Genomic DNA, 16,993 nt, shown 5'->3' with positions numbered 1-16,993 from the left:
GGGGCACTCGTGATCCCACCGCAGCGGTCCCGGCTGGATTTATCCAGCCGATTGGACATGCATCCCAATTGCACCCTAGGGGCCGTCGAAAATCACGCCTCCGGTCAACGGCACCGGCGCACGGGTGGTCGTGGGAAAAGTCAGCGGTAGTCCCCTGACCGCACGCACCGCCAGGAATCCGAATGCATGGGCCTCCAGCGCATCGCCGGACCACCCCACCGCATCCGCCGGCAGGACCGGCCGCGACAGGACTTCGCCCAGCATGCGCAGCAACGTCCCGTTGCGCGCGCCACCGCCCGCCACCACCCAGGTTTCCGGGCGCTGCGGCAGCAGGGGCACGACAGCGGCGACGGTCGCGGCGGTCAGCGCCGTGAGCGTCGCTGCGCCGTCTTCGGTGGACAGGCGCTCAGGCCTGAGGCGCTCGGCCACGTGAAGCCGAAAGGCATTGCGGTCGAGGGATTTCGGCAATGGCGTGCGGAAGAAGGGATGGTCGAGGGCGGCCGCAACGCCGTCCATGTCCACCCTGCCCGCTGCTGCCAGCGCTCCGTCCTCATCGAAGGGCACGCCGGTGCGGGCCATGACGAAATCGTCGATCAGCGCGTTGCCCGGCCCGGTGTCGCAGGCGATGGGGTCCGCTCCCGCCCCGAGCACGGTGACGTTCGCGACACCGCCCACATTCAGCACCGCCAGCGGGCGTGGCAAGTCGAGGCGCCGGGCAAGCGCCTGATGGAAGACCGGCACCAGCGGCGCCCCCTCTCCGCCCGCCGCCACATCGGCGGCCCGGAGATCCGCCACCACCCGCGTGCCGAGCGCACGAGCGAGCTCCGCGCCGAGCCCGATCTGCACGGTGAGGCCGGCATCCGGCCGGTGGAACACGGTCTGGCCGTGAAAGCCCACCACGTCGAGGTCGGAGGGCGAAAGCCGCATCTGGGCCAGGAGCAGGCGCACCGCCTCCGCATGGAGGTCGGTGATGCGCCGCTCCGCCTCGGCGAGCCTGCCCGGCCGCGCATCGCGGGAATTGAGGCCCCGCGCATCCTCCATGGCCGCAACGAGAAGCCGGCGCATGGCGGCATCGAAGGGAAAGGTCGCGGCCGGGCCGAGCCACTCCACGCTCTCCCCATCCGTGTCGATGAGCGCGGCGTCGATGCCGTCCATGGACGTGCCGCTCATGAGGCCAAGGGCGCGCATGTCAGGCCCCGACGCTCTCGGATGAAACGGCAAGGCGCGGGACAAGCTCCTCCTCGGCAGGCTCGCGCGTGCCAAAAGCTTCGCAGATGGCGAAGAAGCCCAGCGGCCGGCGCCTGAGGCAGCGCAGCATTTCGGGCCGGTCCTGCGTCACCAGATACCGGACCAGCGCGCTCGCGAATTCCGGCAGGGCCGCGTAATTGCCCTGATAGATGATGCGCTTGATGGCCATGTCCTCCAGTTCCCCCCGCCCCTGACGGAGCAGGCGGTTCCACTGGCGCTGGCGGTCGGCGCGCTTCCAGGGCGATAGGGGGCGGAAGGTCCAGGTGGCCGTGGGCGCCACGGCCATGTGTTCCTTGGTCCAGGGCGTGCCGATGGCGTCCAGGTCATGCATGATGGCCGAGCCGAAGAGCCCGTCGCCGCGATAAAGCCCCACCGGCAGGCGGAAACCGCTGGCGGCCATGCGCGCCACGAAGTCGCCGCGGAGCGCGAACAGCGAGCCGTGGAGGCCGGGATTGACCATCATCTCCGCCCGCATGGCCTCAGCGCTGCGCCCGACGCTCGGTACCGCGGCGGCGGCGAGGGCACGGAGGTTGGCGGCCAGGGCGGCGGCGAGGTCCGCGAGCGCGTTCTCGCTGATCATGGCGTAGGCATCGACGAAGAAGCAGGTCTCCGCCGTGGTCCTGAGGCGATGGATCACCTGGTTGATGGCATTGGACTTGTCGGGGTAAGGGATGTCGTAGACGCTGAAGGGGATCTCGATTTCCGATGCAGCGGCCTTGAGCGCCTGCGCCGAGCCATCCGAATTTCCGTTCAGGATGACCGTGACATAAGCATCCCGACCCCTGGCGGCGCGGGCGATGTGCTTGAGGCAGGACACCAGGGTTGGGCGCTCGTTGCGGGCGAACACGGCGATGCTCCACACACATAAACGTGGCGGGACATCCTCGAATGGCTTAGTCAGCAAGCGCTCTCCCCAGCTTTGACATCCGGGCCCGATATGAGTTCGTTCCGTTCCGACCTTCTGCGCACGCTCCAGGAGCGTGGCTACATCCACCAATGCTCCGATCCGGAAGGCTTGGACGCCAAGGCTTTGGCCGGGCCGATCACCGCTTATATCGGCTTCGACGCGACCGCATCCAGCCTACATGCGGGGCATTTGTTGTCCATCATGATGCTGCGCACGCTCCAGCGCACCGGGCACCGGCCCATCGCGCTCATGGGCGGGGGCACCACCAAGATCGGCGACCCGTCCGGCAAGGACGAAGCCCGCCGGATGCTCACCGATCAGCAGATCGACGACAATATCGCCTCGATCCGCCGCGTGTTCGGCCGCTTCCTCGATTTCGGCGCCGGCGCGGTCATGGAGAACAATGCGTCCTGGCTCGACGAGCTGAAATACATCCCCCTTCTGCGGGAGGTGGGGCCGCACTTCACCATCAACCGCATGCTCACCTTCGATTCGGTGAAGCTGCGCCTGGACCGCGAGCAGCCGCTCACCTTCCTCGAATTCAACTACATGATCCTGCAGGCCTACGACTTCGTGGAGCTGCACAAGCGCCATAACTGCATTTTGCAGATGGGCGGCTCGGACCAGTGGGGCAACATTGTCAATGGCATGGAGCTGGGCCGGCGCATGCACGGCGCGGACCTCCACGCGCTGACGACGCCGCTGCTCACCACTTCGTCCGGTGCCAAGATGGGCAAGACCGCCGGCGGCGCGGTGTGGCTCGATGCCGACCTGCTGGCGCCCTACGAGTATTGGCAATACTGGCGCAACAGCGACGATGGGGACGTGGAGCGCTTCCTGAAGCTGTTCACCGAATTGCCGCTCGACGAGATCGCCCGCCTCGCGGCCCTGGAAGGCCAGGAGATCAACGAGGCGAAGAAGGTGCTCGCCACGGAAGCCACCGCCATGCTGCACGGCCGCGACGCGGCGGAGGCGGCCGAGGCCACGGCCCGTACCACCTTCGAGGACGGCGCGCTCGCCGAGAACCTGCCCACCATCGAGATCGCCGCGGGCGAGCTTGAGGCCGGGCTCGGCGTGCTCAACGCCTTCTCGGAGAAGGCGAAGCTCGTCGCCTCCAATGGCGAAGCACGCCGGCAGATCAAGGGCGGCGGCCTGAAGGTGAACGACGCCACCGTCACCGACGAGAAGCTCGTCCTCACCCCGCGCGACCTCACCCCGGAAGGGGTGGTGAAGCTATCGCTGGGCAAGAAAAAACACGTCCTGCTGCGGCCGGTGTGACCGCGCCCGCATGAAACAAAAAAGGGCTCCCCGCGGGGAGCCCTTTCTTTTTGCGCCTGCGCTATCAGCGCTTCCAGCGGCCTTCATACTTGAATTCGGGCGCAGCCTTGAGCTGGTCCTTGGTGGCGTTCATGGTCGCGCTCCATTTCTTGTCGTTCTCGGAATAGACGACCTTCATGGAGTTCGGGCGCACGATCACGTAGCGCTCTCCCATGCCGAGGAAGCCGCCCACCGAGACAATGTAGCCGGCGAGGGAGCCCTGGGAGAGGATGAGATCCTTGATCTCGCCGATGCTCTCATTCTGGGGGTTCTTCACATCCAGGCCGACGAGGTTGTAGCTCAGCACGTCGGTGGGCTTTGCGGCGAGGAAGGTTTCGGTCGCGGTGGCGGTCTGCGCCAGAGCCGGAACCACCGGAAGCGTCACGGCGGACACGGCAGCGAGGGCGATCAGAGTGCGGCGCATCTTTGTAAACTCCTGATACTCAAGCGAATATCAGAAGAACGGCCGGCGGCCCGGAAGGTTCCGATGAGCGCGGCGCGGGCCGCTTCACCGGGCCGGCGGCGGGGCGGCGACCGAGGTGTCGCGGAACTCGAACATCTTGCGCAGGAAGCCCGGCGCCACAACCGAGAGCGGGTTCACCGTGAGCCGCGGCCCGCTCAGGGGGCCGACAATCTCGAACGTCACCCCCAAGAGGCCCTCGTTCGGCCCGCCACCCAGCAGCAGGCCGATGATCGGAAGTTTGGAAAACAGATTGTTGAGGCCGTAGGCCGGCACATAGGTGCCGCGCAGGGCGACGCGCTCCCCCGCGAAGTCCACGGTCCCGTCCACCGTTGCACCGGCCACGGGGCCATAGATGGCGCCGTCGCGCAGGGTCACGCTGCCCGGCGTGCGGGTGAACTTGGTCTGCGCCTTCTGGAATGCGGCCGTGCCGGGCTCGGCGCGGCCGGCGGAATCCCGCGCCGCCGCCGCCAGGATGTCGAGGCCCGGCTCGCCGCGCACCACGAAGTCACGCAGGTTGATGGTGCCGTCCTGGGGTGAGCTGTCCCCGCGCGGCGGATCCACCACCACCGACATCTCTCCCCCGTCGATCTTGGGGTAGATGTCGAGGAAGCGGAGCACCGCGCCGGCATCGGTCGTGGTGAGGACCAGGGAATTGCGCCCGTTCACGGGGCGGATGTCGCCCATCACGGTGCCGTCCCGGCCGGCCCGCGCGGTCAAGGTGAAGGTGCGCAGCTCGACGCCACGCCGCCCCACGCTGAGGTCGAACTGGCGGAGCACTTCGCCATTGTTGCCGGTGAGCGCGCCGACGGTCGCCTCCACGTCCACATCCTGGTTGTGCGGCTTCGGGCCCCGTGTCGGGGCGGAAGAGGACGACCCGACGAGGCTCTTCATGATGCCGCGCGCATCCACCACCTCGCCGGAAATGCGCACCTTCAGCACGTCGCCCGAGCGGATGGCGGAGAGGCTCGCCCTGTCGCCGTCGCTGAGCTGGAAGGTGGGGAAATTGGCGGCTATGACGTCGCCGGAATCCGCAAGCTCCAGCGAGCCCCGGATGACGGAACCCGAACCTTCCAGCACCAGGTCGTTGATCTTCACCGTCTTGCCGGCGTCGGTCGACGTGAACCGGGCTTTCAGCGGCTTGCCCGGCGGCTTCGTGAGACCGGGGACGAGGTCGGCGATGCGGGCGCCGGTGAGATCGAGCTCGATGCTGGCCTTGGTGATCACGTTGTCGGTGGTGCCCACAAGCCGCACCAGAACGGGGCCGATCACCGCGGGCAGATTGATGCCGAGCTTGGCGCGGGAGGCGTCGTCCAGGGTGGCGTTGACGCGGACATTGGCGTCCGCCACGTCCTTCTTCTTCTCGTATTCGAAGCTGGCGGGCGCCCCGGCGATCCGGCCGTCGCCGCGCAGCAGGATGCCGGCCGGCGTCGCGAACACCGTCACCGTCGAACCCTCGAGCCGCTGGTTGGAGAAGATGTTGTCGACGCCGAAATCGGTAAGGGTGGCCTCCACCGAATAGTCGGTGTCCTTCGGGTCCTGCACCTTGCGGAAGTGGATGTTGATCTGCACCAAAGCGGAAAGCTTGCCGCGCGTGGTGGAGGGATCATAGGCGGTGCCGGTCGGGCCCTTGAGGGCTTCCATGCCGAGGATTTCGATGCCGGCATCGGCGGGGCCGTTGATCTTGACCTGGATCTGGGCCCTGGGCTCGCGTGGAAAATAGTCCGGCATCAAGAAAGTGCCATCGACCATGGTGAGCTTGCGGTTCTGGGGCGTGATCACCACGCCTTCGGGCATGTCGGCGCGCACGCTGCGCCCGGTCACTACCACTGAAAGCCGGGCATCGCGGATCGGCGGCAGCCCCTTCATGGCCACGAGCTGGAAACCGGTGCCGGCGATCTCCAGATGCACCGCATCCTCCGGCAGCGGCACTTCCCTCTGCCCGATCAGTTCCAGCGGCATGTTCACGTTGAGCTTGAGCGCATCCACCGTGCCGCCGGTCACGTTCTGGAGCACGTAGTCGCGGGCCGGAGGGGCGACGGAGACCGGCCAGGAGCGCCGCACGGTGGTGGCGGGCATCTTCGAGCCGGTGGCATCGAGCCGGATGGCGGGAAGGGCGATGCCGAAGTCCACCTGGCCGGAGAAAGCGAGGCCCCCCGCGGCGCTCTGGAGTGTGCCCTTCTCGAAGGTCAGCCGCTTATCGGCGGGAATGTAGCGCCCGAAAATATTGACCTGATCGATCACAAGCGCCGGATCGGGCATTTCCGGCCCGGCCAGCACCACCTGCTGCTGGCGCAGCGTGTAGGTCCAGTCCTCAGCGGCCCGGGCGGGAATGTTGATCTCGCCCTGGAGCGCCACCTTGTTGGCGTTCTTCGCCGCTTCGAGCGGGTCGATCACAATGACCCGGCGCGCCGGGTCGAGGGTCAGCCCAAGCCGCATGTAGTCGAGGACGAAGCGCTCCAGCACATCCTCGCCATTGCCGATCTGGCCGGCGCCGAACTGGACTTCCGCCTTGGCCGCCAGCACCTCGCCGTCGATGGTCATGCGCGCGCGCATGGTCGCCGCGAGGGGCATGTCCATGTAGAAGCGCCGCCAATCCTGGCTGAAGGCGCCCACGAGATCCTGCGTCGCCACGTCCTTCAGCACCATGTCGATGGTGCGCTCGCGCTGCCGGACGGCGCCGATGGTGGCCACCAAGGTCGCGGTGCCGCTCGGCCCCTGGACAGCGAAGTCCAGCACCGCTCCGCCCTGCGCGGGGCGCGACATGCGGATGGACAGGTGCTGGAAAGTGAAGCTCCTACCGCTGGATTCGTTCTCGACCCTGACCGTGCCGTCCTTCAGGCCTACATCCTGGAGGGCCCCGCCCCCTAGACCGCCCCGCTCCAGATCGTTCAGCACACCCGCAAGGGCGCGCAGTTCCAAGGGGTTGGTGCGGCTCGCCGCCTGCGCGGCGACGGCTGCGGCGTCCGAGGTGACGCCGGGCGCGGGCGCGGCATCGGCCGGCGACTGGGGCACGGGGGTGGAGGTGAGCGGCTTCGCGCCCTTGCCGGTCGCGACCGCGACGACGCCGGAGGCGGCAATCTTCACCGTCATCTCCGCGCCCACGAGGTCGATGCGGCGTGCCTTGGGCGACAAGGTGAGGAGGCTGCCCTCCAATTCCACCTCGGCGCTCGGGGCGGCGGCGATGAGCTCGTCGCCCGGCCCGAGGACGCGGATGTCGTGGACGATCACGGCGGTGGCGCCGTGGCTCATGGTCTCCACCGTGGTGGAGCCGATCTGGACGTCATACTTGCCGCCCAGGCGCTCCTCGATGGCGCGCTCGATATAGGGGGTCGCGAGGTTGGCGTTGACGATGCCAGTGGAGATCAGGCCATAGAGCGCGAGCGCGGTGATGCCGGCCAGCGCCACGAGGGAGACGAGGGACCACACGGCGATGCGCGCGACGCGCCCACGGGGAACCAGCGCGCCTGCAATCCCCTGCAGGCGCCCTCTGCGGACATGCCGCCCCGTCGGCTTGAGCTCAGCCGTATCGTCCTTCATCCTCACCCGATCCTCTGGCTCCGCCGAGGCGCCCCCGCGCCGGGTTTGCAAGCGGTGCAGAATGTACCATCCCTGCCATCAGGCAAGGGCCGTGACCCCTGCCGGTATGACGCAGACACGTCGAAAGGAAGGCAGATGGCCGAATTTCCCACCGAAGGATCGAAACCTCCGCCTTTTTCGCTGCCTCGCGACGGCGGCGGTGAAGTGTCGCTGAAGGATTTCAAAGGGCGCAAGCTGGTCCTGTACTTCTACCCGAAGGCCAATACCGAAGGCTGCACCAAGGAAGCTATGGCGTTCAATGCCTTGCGGGGCGCTTTCGAGGCCGCGGATACGGCGATTCTTGGTGTATCTGCCGATCCGGTCAAAGCACAGGACAGGTTCAAGGCCAAGTACGACTTGGCCTTCCCGCTCGCCTCCGACGAAACCCAGGCAATGCTGGAAGCCTATGGCGTGTGGGTCGAAAAGAGCATGTACGGGCGAAAATTCATGGGGATACGGCGGGCGACCCTGCTCATCGGCCGCAACGGAAAGGTGGCGAAGGCCTGGCCCAATGTGAAGGTCGCCGGCCATGCGGAAGAGGTCCTGGCAGCCGCACAGGCGGTGTGATTCGCTTCTGACTCAAAGCCCTCTCCCGCTTGCGGGGGAGGGTTGGGAGGGGGTGAGCGAAGCGAGAGAGCGGCGCGCCCCCGCGGAAAGCGCCCTTCCCCCTCCCCAGCCCTCCCCCGCAAGCGGGAGACGGGTCCATCCAGCCGGCTAACCCGCCTTCAGCGAGAAGCCCCCGTCCACCACGATCTGCTGCCCCGTCACGAACGACGCCTCGGGCGAGGCGAGGTACAGGGCCGCCGCCGCGATGTCGTCCGGCTCGGCGAAGCGCTGGAGATAGGTTCCGGCCAGCATGCGGTCGCGCACCTCCTGGGGGAGCCCCCGCAGGATGTCGGTGTTGGTATGGCCCGGCGCCACCGCATTCACCCGCACCTTGGGCGCGAGCTGCTTCGCCAGCGTCTTGGTGAGGCTGACCACGCCGGCCTTGGCGGCGGAATAATCCATCACCCCTTCCCGCCCGCACTGCTCCAGCGCGCGCACGGACGTGATGTTGACGATGGCCCCGTGCCCGGATGCCAAAAGATGCGGCGCCGCCTTCTGGCAGCACAGGAACACGCTCACGAAGTTGGTCTCCAGCGTCTCCAGCACGTCGGCGCGAGTCTTTTCCTCGAAGGGCTTGGAATGGCTGGCCCCGGCATTGTTGACGAGGATGTCCAGCCCGCCGAAATGCTCCACCACCTGATCGATCACCCGCTTGACATCGTCCTCGCGGGTCACGTCGCCGACAAAGGTCTCCAGTTCCAGCCCCTCGTCGGCGGCCAGCGCCCGGCTGCCGGCGAGGCTCGCCTCGCCCTTGCCCATGATGGCGACCCACGCCCCCTCGCGGGCGAAGCGGCGCGCCGTGGCCGCGCCGATGCCGCGTCCGCCCCCGGTGATGAGGGCCCGCAATCCGTCGAGACGTCCCATGTCATCTCCTCAAAAGCGGTAGAGGTCGGCGGCATTGTCCGCCAGGATGCGGCGGATCACGCCCTCGTCCCTCGCCCAGTCCAAAAGAAGGTCGAGGAGATGCGCGTCGTCCGGCTTCTCCTTCAGCGCGAGGTGCGGCCAGTTGGTGGCCCAGACGAGGCGATCGGGCGCCGCCTTCACCAGGGCTTTGGCGAGCGTGCCCACATCGTCATAGAAGGGCGGCCCGGCCTTTGAGACCTCGTAGGGCGCCGAGAGCTTCACGAAGACGCGGCCGGTCTCCACGAGGTCCAGCAAGGCGAGGAAGGCCTCGTGCTCCGGCGTCACCGGCTCCAGGAACTTGCCCACATGGTCGATGACGATGGTGCCGGGCCACGACTTAATCTGCGCCGCAAATTCCGGCAGGCGCCGCCCGTCGGTCTGGAACTGGATGTGCCATCCCACCTCATGGGCCCTTGCGGCGATGGTGTCGAACTGCTCCAGCGGCACCGCGCCGCCGGGCATGAGGTGGAAGCGGGTGCCGACGATGCCGGCCTTCGACAGCCGCTCCAGCTCCCCATCGGAGACCGAGGCATCCACCACGCCCACGCCCCGCGCCACGTCGAGCCCGAAGGCCGCCACCGCGTCCGTGGTGCAGCGGTTGTCGGTGCCGTAGGCAGTGGGCTGGACCACCACCGCGCGCGCGATGCCGAGCGTCTGCATCACCATGCGATATTCGCCCACGCTCGCATCCGGCGGCTGCATGAGGGCGGTGGGCGCGAGCGGAAACCTTTTGTCGAAGATGTGGATGTTGGTGTCCACCGCATCGGGCGGCGCGGTGAGGCGCGGGGTGGTGGTCATGTCAGGCCGCCTTCAGCTCGACGGGAACGCCCTGGGCGGAGGAGGCGATGATGGCGTCGATGAGCGCCTGCACGCGCAGCGCCGAGCGCCCGCTCACCATGGGCTCGCGGCCCTCGTCCACCGCATCGAGGAAATCCGCCAGCAGCGCCTTGTGCGCCTCATGGGAGAAGGCCATGGGATCCGCCCCGCCGCCGCCGCCCTGCGCGCCCTCCTCGTGCACGTGCCGGCCGTCCTTCCAAAAGATATCAAGCGTGTCGGCGGCGATGATGACGGTGGCCTTCTCGCAGGCGAGGTCGAGGCGCTCGGGAAAGCCGGGATAGGCCACCGTGGTCGCATCGATGGTACCGATGGCGCCGTTCTCGAACTGAACCGCCGCAGCGGCCACATCCTCCGTGTCGATGGCCCGGAGCGGCGAGGTGCCGGTGATGGCGGCGACCCGCTTCACCGGGCCGGTGAGGCTCAGGAACAGGTCCAGCGTATGGATCGCCTGCGTCAGCAGCACGCCGCCGCCGTCGCGCGCGAGCGTCCCGCGTCCAGGCTGCGCAAAATACTCCGGCGGCCGCCACCAGCGGATGGAGGCGGAGCCGGAGATGAGCGCGCCGAAAGCCCCTTCCTTCAGCATCCGCGCCACCTTCAGCGAGGTGGGCCGGAAGCGGTGCTGAAGCATGATGGCGAGCTTTCTGTCCGCCTTCTCCATGGCTTCCACCACCTTCACCGAGCGATGAAGGTCCACCTCTACCGGCTTTTCCAGCAGCACATGCTTGCCCGCCTTGGCGCAGCGCTCAATGAGATCGAGATGGGTGCGCGGCGGGGTCAGCAGCAGCAGCATGCCGATGCCGGGATCATCGAGGATGCCGTCCAGATCGTCCGTGACGTTGAGGTCGCGATTGGCGGCGGCGAAGGCCGCGCGCCGCTCCGCGCTCGGGGCATAGCAGGCGGCGATGGAGACGCGCTTTGACAGATCGCGCAGGCTGGCGAGATGGGGCTTATGGGCCATTCCGAGCCCGACGATGGCAATATGGTGCATGAGACAATCCCGTATTGAAGAAGGTCCGCCCGCTCAGGGCATGTACTGGCCGCCATTCACCTCGATGATCTGCCCCGTCACGTAGCCGGAGGCCGCTTCCGAGGCGAGGTAGAGGAAGGTGCCCACGCACTCCTCCGGCACGCCGATGCGGTTCTGCGGAATGGTGGCCTGCGCGGCCTTCAGCATGTCGGCGGTGGAGAAGCGCTCGTGGAAGGGCGTGGCGATGGTGCCGGGGGAGACGGCATTCACGCGGATATTGTCCTTCGCCAGTTCCTTCGCCCAGCCGCGCGTGGCGGTGGAGATGAAGCCCTTGGCGGAAGCATACATCACCGCCCCGTTGCCCCCGCCATTGCGGGCGGCGATGGAGGAGACATTGATGATGGAGCCGCCCCGCCCCTTCATGTGGGCCGCGCCCTCGCGCATGAAATGGGCCACCTGGCGGATGTTGAGATCGATCACCTGATCGAGAAAGGCGTCGTCATAATCGGCGATCATCACGCGCTTCACGAGGCCGCCGGCATTGTTCACCAGCACGTCGAGCCCGCCGAACGCCTCCACCATGGCTTCCACGATGGCCTTGGGCTGGCGCGCCTGCGTCACGTCCCCGCCGATCAGCACGGCCTCCCCGCCCGCCGCGCGGATTCGGCCGGCCACCTCTTCCGCCTTCTCGCGGCTGGCATTGAAATGCACCCCCACCTTCGCGCCGGAATGGGCGAAGCCTTCCGCCACCGCGGCGCCGATGCCCGTGGAGGCGCCGGTGACGAGCACCGCCTTGCCGGCGAGGTCGGGGAAGGTCGGGAGGCTGTCGAGACCGGTCATGAAACGCTCCGAATAAGGTTCACTTGAATGCCTGGGGCAGCCACAGGGTGAGCGGCGGCCAATAGGTGACCAAAGCGAGGACCACCAGCATGGGGATGTAGAACACCATGATGCTTTTCGACACCGCCTCCATGGACACCCGGCCGATGGCGCAGCCCACCGCCAAAGTAGGACCCACCGGAGGCGTGAGGAGGCCAATGCCGAGATTGAGGATCATGATGATGCCGAACTGCACCGGATCGATGCCGAACTGCTTCACGATGGGCAGGAAGATGGGCGTGCAGATCAGCAGCATGGGCGCGAGGTCCATGAAGGTGCCCAGCACCAGGAGCACGATGTTGATGACCAGCAGCAGGGTATATTTGTTGTCCGCCACGGCGAGGAAGAATTCCGCCGCCCGCATGGGCACTTGCATCAGCGCCATCATGTAGCCGAAGGCCACCGAGAAGCCGATCATCAGCATCACCATGCCGACCGTGCGCACCACCCGGCCCACCAGTATGTGCAGCTCGCTCCATTTGTAGTCGCGATAGACGAACATGGTGATGATGAAGGAATAGACGCAGGCGACCGCCGCCGATTCCGTGGGGGTGAAGACGCCGCCCAATATGCCGCCGAGGATGATGAAGACGGTGAGCAGGCCCCAGAACGCCTCCACCACGATCTTCGCCGCCCGGCGCGGGCCGATCACCTCGCCCTTCGGAAAATTCTGGCGCCGGGCGATGACGAGCACCAGCACCATCAGACTCAAGCCGAGCAGGAAGCCCGGAATGGCGCCGGCCAGGAACAGGTCGGCGATGGAGATGGAGCCGCCCGCCGCCAGCGAATAGATCACCGCATTGTGGGAGGGCGGGATCAGAAGGGGTTGCAGCGAGCCGGAGACTGTCACGTTCACCGCGAACAGGCGCGGATAGCCCTCCTTGATCATCTGCGGGATCATCACCGAGCCGATGGAGGCGGTGTCCGCCACCGACGAGCCGGAAATGCAGCCGAAAAAGGTGGAGGCGAGGATGTTCACCAGCGCCAGCCCGCCCCGGATCCAGCCCACGAAGATCTTCGCGAGATTGACGAGCCGCTCGGCCATGCCGCCCTCGGCCATGATGCCGCCGGCGAGGATGAAGAAGGGAATGGCGAGGAGGGCGAAATCGTCGGTCCCGTCCGACACCTTCAGCATCACCGCTTCCAGCGGCAGGTCCATCCAGAGCGCGGCGAAGATGGCGGCGAGCCCCAGCGCATAGGCCACCGGCATGCCGACGAGGCAGAGGAGCGTGAAGCTCCCGAGGAGAATGGCGAGATCCATATGGCGGCCCGCTTATTCGGTGCTGATGGGGGCGAGCTCGTCGCCGGGCGGGTCCGCGAACAATTTGCCGGTCCACAGGCGCTCGATCACGAACAGGGTCGTGACGAGGCCGCCGATGGGGATGGGGAGATAGGTGATGCCGACGGAGAGGCCGGGGAACTCGGCCACCGACTGGTACCAGGTGGTCTGGACCAGCTTGGTGCCATAGATGAGCATGAACAGGTTGGTGCCGGCCATGCACAGCTCGATGACCCAGCCGAGAGCGGTTCGCGCCGTCCCGGTGAGCATGGCGGGCAAGACGTTGACGGCGATGTGCAGGTTCTCGCGATAGCAGATGGCCGCCGAGAGGAAGGAGAACCAGATCATCAGGATCACCGCCATGGGCTCCGGCCAGGACGAGGCGGTGGAGAGCACATAGCGCATGAAGACGCCGTAGGGGATGATGAGGGTGATCACCACGAGGCACGCGCCCGCCACGATCATGCAGAGGCGCTGCAATCCATCCATCGCACGCACATAGGAAAGCATGTCGCGCCTTTCGCGGAACAATACCTTTGCGGGATTCCCTCTCCCGCTTGCGGGAGAGGGCTAGGGAGGGGGGCCGGCCGAAGGCCGGAAGCGCGGGGAAATGGAGAGGCTGGCGTCCGCCCCCTCCCCCACCCTCCCCCGCAAGCGGGAGAGGGGGCTGGTTGCACCTAGTCCGCCCTCACTGCACCTTCTGGATGCGGTCGATCATCGCCTGGTTGGCAGCGCCGTATTTGTCCCAGACCGGCTTCATGGCGTCCTTGAAGCGCGCCTTCTCGGCCGCGGAGACCTCCGTGAGGACCACGTTGTTCTCCTTCATGATGTCGAGGGACTTCTTCTCCATGGCCTGCCAGAGCTTGCGCTGCTCCTGCTGGGCTTCCTTCGCCACCTTCATGATGAGCTTCTGGTCGTCGGGCGAGAGCTGGTTCCAGACCCGCTTCGAGAAGACCAGGATCTCCGGCACCATCAGGTGCTGGGTGGTCGAGTAATACTTGGCGTAATTGTAGTGCTGGCCTGTGGCGTAGCTCGGATAATTGTTCTCCGCGCCATCCACCACGCCGGTCTGAAGGCCGTTGATGAGCTGGTCGTAGCCCATGGCGACGCCGTTCGCGCCCATGGCGTTCATCATGTCCACGAAGACCGGGTTGCCGATGACGCGGATCTTGAGGCCCTTCAGATCCTCCATCTTGGCCACGGGGCGCACGCGGTCATAGATGTTGCGCGCGCCACCATCCATCCAGGCGATACCGATGAGGCCGATATTGGGATTGTCGGTGATCTTCTGGAGCAGTTCGTCGCCGATGGGGCCGTCCACCACCTTGTACATGTGCTCGCTGTCGCGGAACATGTAGGGCAGGTTCAGCACGTTGATCTCGGGCACCACCGGGCCCATCACGCCGCCCGAGACCCGGGCCATGGCCAGCGCGCCGACCTGGGCCTGCTCCAGGAACTCCTTCTCACCGCCGAGCTGCATGGAGGGGAACACCTGGACCTTCAGGCGGCCATTGGTGGCCTGCTCCAGCTTCTTGCTCATGTTCTCGACGGCTTCCACCGTCGGATAGCCCTTGGGGTGCACGTCGGCGGATTTCAGCGTCATGCTCTGCTGGGCGACTGCTCCGCCCGCGCCGAGGCCCAGCACAAGGCCGGCCGCGGCAAGCGCCATGGCAATCTTCATGTTCCGATCCTCCCTGAGCGCGGCGCATCGACCGCACGATGGGATGCTTCTTGCGACATCCCTATCAACTGGAATATCAGATATGAGATGTGAGACGCAAGGGAAGCTTGACGGCATCCCCCGAGTCGCCCACTGGGGGCACGCGTTTTCCAGGAAGTCCGATGGTCCTCGTCCGTCCCAAGTCGCTGAAGGAAATGGTGGTCGACGAACTGCGCCAGCGCATCGTCGACGGCCGCGTCGCGCTGGGCGAGGCGCTGTCCGAGAATGCGCTCGCGGACGATCTCGGCATCTCCAAGACCCCCGTGCGCGAGGCGCTGATGCAGCTGCGCACCGAGGGGCTGGTGGATGTGCAGCCCCAGCGCGGCTCCTTCGTCTTCTCCCTCGCGCCGGACCAGGTGGTCGCCATCTCGGAACTGCGCGCCGTGCTGGAGGTGGCCGCCATCGAGCTGGCGCTGGAGCGCAACCGCAAGCGCCTTCTTACCGGCATGGCGAAGGGCCTCGCGGAGATGGAGGATGCGTTCGCCCGCGGCGACATCGTCGGCTACCGCACGCTGGACGCCGCCTATCACCAGCTCATGGTCTCGCTCTCGGGCAATGATTATCTGGTGAGCGCCTATTCCCTCATCTCGCTACGCATCCAGGCGCTGCGCGCGCGCCTCTCCCGCGACCAGGTGCTGAACGCCCGCTCGCTCACCGAGCACCGCACCATGCTGAAGCTGGCGCGGGAGGGAAAGACCGAGGCTCTGCAGAGCCTGCTGCGCTCCCACTCCCGCAACACCCAGGCCGATTATCTGGCCCTGCCTGAAACCATAGCCGCGCAATAAGCGTCTTTTGATGGAAACTGTCGTGTCCGCCGCGATTCTTGCCGTGCGCGCACAGCCAGGATGAGCCGGCCATGAAACTCTTTGAATGCCAGAACTGCAGAAACCCCATCCATTTCGACAATGGCACGTGCCTGAACTGCGGCTATCGCCTGGGCTTTCTGCCGGAACAATGTCGCATGAGCGCGCTGGAGCCGGTGGGCCTCGCCTTCATGGCGCTGGCCGACCGATCCAGGCCCTACGTCTTCTGCGTCAATGCCGAGCACGACGTGTGCAACTGGCTGGTGCCGGAGGGCGGCAACGCCTTCTGCCCCGCCTGCCGCCACAATCACACGGTGCCGGACATCTCCTGGCTGGACAAGATGGACCTCTGGCGGCGCGTGGAGCAGGCCAAGCGCCACGTCTTCTACTCCATCCTCATGTGGAAGCTGCCCGTGCACGACCGCATCGAGGACCCCCAGCACGGCCTCGCCTTCGACTTTCTCGCCGATACCTACACCGCGCCCAATATCCTGACCGGGCACAATAACGGCCTCATCACCCTCAACATCGCAGAAGCGGACGATGCCGAGCGCGAGAAGCGCCGCACCTCCATGAACGAGCCTTATCGCACCCTCGTCGGCCATTTCCGCCATGAGCTCGGGCATTATTTCTGGGACCTGCTGGTGGCCAATGGCGGCCCACTTGATCGCTGCCGCGCGCTGTTCGGCGACGAGCGGGCCGATTACGGCGCGGCGCTCCAGCGCCATTACCAGAATGGCCCGCCGCCCGGCTGGCAGAACAGCTTCATCTCCTCCTACGCCACGGCCCACCCCTGGGAGGATTTCGCCGAGACCTGGGCGCACTATTTCCACATGGCCGATGCGCTGGAGACCGCCGCCTCCTTCGGCATCCGGGTCCGCCCGCGGGTGCGCAAGGCGGCTGACCTGGAAGTGGAGGTGGATTTCGACCCCTATCGCGCCCGCGACGCGGAGGATCTGGTGGAAGCCTGGGTACCGCTGACGGTCGCGCTCAACAGCGTCAACCGCAGCATGGGCCAACCGGACCTCTACCCCTTCATCCTGTCCCAGCCGGCGGTGGAAAAGCTGCAGTTCGTCCACGAGCTGATCCAGGGCACGCCGGCACAGAGGGCGCAGCGGGAAGCGGCCTGGAAGGCGATCTGCGACGGGTTGCCCTCAACGAGCCCGATGAGGTGAAGCCGGCCGGGTACCGTGGCCCATCGACACGAAAAAGCCGCCCGAAAAGGGCGGCTTATCCCGATGATGGAAGACCGGATCAGAGGTTGCGGTTGACGGTGTCCTTCACCGCATCCTTGGCCTTGCCCATGGTCTTCTGACCCTCGCCCTTCAATTCCTGCATCTTGCCCTCGGCCTGCAGGCGCTCATTGCCGACCGCCTTGCCGAAGCCCTGCTTCGCGTTGCCAACGGCTTCGTTCGCAGTGCCCTTGATCTTGTCGCCGGTGCTGCCCATGGGACATATCCTTCGTGTAAATGGCCCCTCCGGTGAAGA

The 16,993-nt window shown here is 66.5% G+C and carries 16 protein-coding genes; 4 read left to right on the top strand and 12 right to left on the bottom strand.

What is annotated here, in order from left to right:
* Window positions 1-75 precede the first annotated feature (75 nt).
* Together ABLE91_RS06365 and ABLE91_RS06360 are read right to left on the bottom strand one after the other, a co-directional pair.
* A complete protein-coding gene (locus ABLE91_RS06365) occupies window positions 76-1,188 on the bottom strand; it encodes an anhydro-N-acetylmuramic acid kinase (RefSeq protein WP_348929503.1) in 1,113 nt (370 codons plus the stop codon).
* Window position 1,189: 1 nt separating this feature from the next.
* Complete coding sequence (locus ABLE91_RS06360) at window positions 1,190-2,095, bottom strand: glycosyltransferase family A protein (protein WP_348929500.1); 906 nt, start codon at window positions 2,093-2,095, stop codon at window positions 1,190-1,192.
* Between the two features lie 90 nt (window positions 2,096-2,185).
* Here ABLE91_RS06360 and tyrS point away from each other — a divergent pair, with 90 nt between their 5' ends.
* Window positions 2,186-3,433, top strand: a complete 1,248-nt coding sequence (gene tyrS, locus ABLE91_RS06355) for a tyrosine--tRNA ligase (protein ID WP_348929497.1) — start codon at window positions 2,186-2,188, stop codon at window positions 3,431-3,433.
* 64 nt (window positions 3,434-3,497) lie between these two features.
* Here tyrS and ABLE91_RS06350 read toward each other — a convergent pair whose 3' ends face one another.
* Window positions 3,498-3,896 carry a PRC-barrel domain-containing protein gene (locus ABLE91_RS06350; protein ID WP_348929494.1) on the bottom strand — a complete coding sequence of 133 codons (399 nt, stop codon included), beginning with the start codon at window positions 3,894-3,896 and terminating at the stop codon, window positions 3,498-3,500.
* A gap of 84 nt (window positions 3,897-3,980) precedes the next feature.
* Window positions 3,981-7,472, bottom strand: coding sequence for a YhdP family protein (locus ABLE91_RS06345; protein ID WP_348929492.1), 3,492 nt, complete (start codon window positions 7,470-7,472; stop codon window positions 3,981-3,983).
* Window positions 7,473-7,607: 135 nt separating this feature from the next.
* Here ABLE91_RS06345 and ABLE91_RS06340 point away from each other — a divergent pair, with 135 nt between their 5' ends.
* Window positions 7,608-8,078, top strand: coding sequence for a peroxiredoxin (locus ABLE91_RS06340; RefSeq protein ID WP_348929489.1), 471 nt, complete (start codon window positions 7,608-7,610; stop codon window positions 8,076-8,078).
* 147 nt (window positions 8,079-8,225) lie between these two features.
* Here the strand turns inward: ABLE91_RS06340 and ABLE91_RS06335 are convergent, their stop codons facing one another.
* The 7 genes from ABLE91_RS06335 to ABLE91_RS06305 form a co-directional block, all read right to left on the bottom strand.
* On the bottom strand, window positions 8,226-8,981 hold the full coding sequence (locus tag ABLE91_RS06335) for an SDR family NAD(P)-dependent oxidoreductase (protein ID WP_348929486.1): 756 nt from the start codon (window positions 8,979-8,981) through the stop codon (window positions 8,226-8,228).
* A gap of 9 nt (window positions 8,982-8,990) precedes the next feature.
* The gene (locus tag ABLE91_RS06330) at window positions 8,991-9,818 is read right to left on the bottom strand and encodes an amidohydrolase family protein (protein WP_348929484.1); all 828 of its coding nucleotides are present in this window, start codon (window positions 9,816-9,818) and stop codon (window positions 8,991-8,993) included.
* Between the two features lies 1 nt (window position 9,819).
* The gene (locus tag ABLE91_RS06325) at window positions 9,820-10,845 is read right to left on the bottom strand and encodes a Gfo/Idh/MocA family protein (protein WP_348929481.1); all 1,026 of its coding nucleotides are present in this window, start codon (window positions 10,843-10,845) and stop codon (window positions 9,820-9,822) included.
* 33 nt (window positions 10,846-10,878) lie between these two features.
* Window positions 10,879-11,664, bottom strand: coding sequence for an SDR family NAD(P)-dependent oxidoreductase (locus ABLE91_RS06320; RefSeq protein WP_348929479.1), 786 nt, complete (start codon window positions 11,662-11,664; stop codon window positions 10,879-10,881).
* A gap of 19 nt (window positions 11,665-11,683) precedes the next feature.
* The gene (locus ABLE91_RS06315) at window positions 11,684-12,964 is read right to left on the bottom strand and encodes a TRAP transporter large permease (RefSeq protein WP_348929476.1); all 1,281 of its coding nucleotides are present in this window, start codon (window positions 12,962-12,964) and stop codon (window positions 11,684-11,686) included.
* Between the two features lie 12 nt (window positions 12,965-12,976).
* On the bottom strand, window positions 12,977-13,492 hold the full coding sequence (locus ABLE91_RS06310) for a TRAP transporter small permease (protein ID WP_348929474.1): 516 nt from the start codon (window positions 13,490-13,492) through the stop codon (window positions 12,977-12,979).
* 178 nt (window positions 13,493-13,670) lie between these two features.
* Complete coding sequence (locus ABLE91_RS06305) at window positions 13,671-14,663, bottom strand: TRAP transporter substrate-binding protein (protein ID WP_348929471.1); 993 nt, start codon at window positions 14,661-14,663, stop codon at window positions 13,671-13,673.
* Between the two features lie 161 nt (window positions 14,664-14,824).
* Between ABLE91_RS06305 and ABLE91_RS06300 the strand changes: the two genes are divergently transcribed.
* Window positions 14,825-15,487 (top strand): GntR family transcriptional regulator, encoded by a 663-nt coding sequence (locus ABLE91_RS06300; protein ID WP_348929469.1) that lies wholly within the window; start codon window positions 14,825-14,827, stop codon window positions 15,485-15,487.
* Between the two features lie 71 nt (window positions 15,488-15,558).
* The gene (locus ABLE91_RS06295) at window positions 15,559-16,680 is read left to right on the top strand and encodes a zinc-binding metallopeptidase family protein (RefSeq protein ID WP_348929466.1); all 1,122 of its coding nucleotides are present in this window, start codon (window positions 15,559-15,561) and stop codon (window positions 16,678-16,680) included.
* A 79-nt stretch (window positions 16,681-16,759) separates the two neighbouring features.
* Here the strand turns inward: ABLE91_RS06295 and ABLE91_RS06290 are convergent, their stop codons facing one another.
* Window positions 16,760-16,954 carry a CsbD family protein gene (locus tag ABLE91_RS06290; protein ID WP_348929464.1) on the bottom strand — a complete coding sequence of 65 codons (195 nt, stop codon included), beginning with the start codon at window positions 16,952-16,954 and terminating at the stop codon, window positions 16,760-16,762.
* Between the last annotated feature and the right edge of the window lie 39 nt (window positions 16,955-16,993).

It is taken from the genome of Aquabacter albus (genome assembly GCF_040049275.1).
Taxonomy (GTDB): Bacteria; Pseudomonadota; Alphaproteobacteria; order Rhizobiales; family Xanthobacteraceae; genus Aquabacter.
Note: the sequence above shows the minus strand (reverse complement) of the source record. Positions and strands in the feature narration are given on the sequence as shown.

Bases quoted from the DNA above. Each gene is read 5' to 3' on its own strand.
- ABLE91_RS06365 (WP_348929503.1), bottom strand. From the start codon at position 1,188: ATGCGCGCCCTTGGCCTCATGAGCGGCACGTCCATGGACGGCATCGAC.
- tyrS (WP_348929497.1), top strand. From the start codon at position 2,186: ATGAGTTCGTTCCGTTCCGACCTTCTGCGCACGCTCCAGGAGCGTGGC.
- ABLE91_RS06350 (WP_348929494.1), bottom strand. From the start codon at position 3,896: ATGCGCCGCACTCTGATCGCCCTCGCTGCCGTGTCCGCCGTGACGCTT.
- ABLE91_RS06345 (WP_348929492.1), bottom strand. From the start codon at position 7,472: ATGAAGGACGATACGGCTGAGCTCAAGCCGACGGGGCGGCATGTCCGC.
- ABLE91_RS06340 (WP_348929489.1), top strand. From the start codon at position 7,608: ATGGCCGAATTTCCCACCGAAGGATCGAAACCTCCGCCTTTTTCGCTG.
- ABLE91_RS06335 (WP_348929486.1), bottom strand. From the start codon at position 8,981: ATGGGACGTCTCGACGGATTGCGGGCCCTCATCACCGGGGGCGGACGC.
- ABLE91_RS06330 (WP_348929484.1), bottom strand. From the start codon at position 9,818: ATGACCACCACCCCGCGCCTCACCGCGCCGCCCGATGCGGTGGACACC.
- ABLE91_RS06325 (WP_348929481.1), bottom strand. From the start codon at position 10,845: ATGCACCATATTGCCATCGTCGGGCTCGGAATGGCCCATAAGCCCCAT.
- ABLE91_RS06320 (WP_348929479.1), bottom strand. From the start codon at position 11,664: ATGACCGGTCTCGACAGCCTCCCGACCTTCCCCGACCTCGCCGGCAAG.
- ABLE91_RS06315 (WP_348929476.1), bottom strand. From the start codon at position 12,964: ATGGATCTCGCCATTCTCCTCGGGAGCTTCACGCTCCTCTGCCTCGTC.
- ABLE91_RS06310 (WP_348929474.1), bottom strand. From the start codon at position 13,492: ATGCTTTCCTATGTGCGTGCGATGGATGGATTGCAGCGCCTCTGCATG.
- ABLE91_RS06305 (WP_348929471.1), bottom strand. From the start codon at position 14,663: ATGAAGATTGCCATGGCGCTTGCCGCGGCCGGCCTTGTGCTGGGCCTC.
- ABLE91_RS06300 (WP_348929469.1), top strand. From the start codon at position 14,825: ATGGTCCTCGTCCGTCCCAAGTCGCTGAAGGAAATGGTGGTCGACGAA.
- ABLE91_RS06295 (WP_348929466.1), top strand. From the start codon at position 15,559: ATGAAACTCTTTGAATGCCAGAACTGCAGAAACCCCATCCATTTCGAC.
- ABLE91_RS06290 (WP_348929464.1), bottom strand. From the start codon at position 16,954: ATGGGCAGCACCGGCGACAAGATCAAGGGCACTGCGAACGAAGCCGTT.